Here is a 547-nt window from a genome sequence, read left to right on the forward strand (position 1 = left end):
TATTTGCAGTGGTACCTCTAAGCGTGGTATCGCCGGTCACATTCAAAGTATTTCTAAGTGTGGTCGCACCGGTCACATCCAAACCACTGCGAGCTGTTAATTTACCACCAATCGTCGCAGTGCCGTTCAAATTGGTTGGGCCAGCCTGAACAGTCAAACCACCCTCAGTAATCGTTGTCCGTTTAAGCGTTGTCTCGCCATTTGCGGTTAATTTCCGAACAGTAGTATCACCTTCCACATTTAGCGTACTTTTAACAGTAGTCTCTTGAAGTAATGTCGGACCAGCCTGAACAGTCAAACCATCTCGAGTAACCTTTATGCCACCATTATTAACAGTCAATCCCCCAGTAGTCACTGTCAAATCACCGGCTGTAATACGACCGGTGGTTTTAATGGTTTCCAACCCATTAATATTCTTGGCAAGTTTTACTTCCAATCCCTGGTCACCAACAACTACCCCAATATTGCTATTAGTCAACTGACTCTCATCAGCACCGCCGGTAATTCTTACGTCCTCGGTCAACTTACGTGTGAAATGTTCTCTGTC

1 protein-coding gene is annotated in these 547 nt (G+C 45.3%); it reads right to left on the minus strand.

Annotated elements, in window-relative coordinates:
* A partial coding sequence (locus tag ACERC6_RS10295; protein WP_373628965.1) for a hypothetical protein occupies positions 1-547 on the minus strand: 547 nt, incomplete at both ends.

The organism is Moraxella sp. E33BD (genome assembly GCF_041807865.1).
In the GTDB taxonomy this organism is placed as follows: domain Bacteria; phylum Pseudomonadota; class Gammaproteobacteria; order Pseudomonadales; family Moraxellaceae; genus Moraxella; species Moraxella haemolytica.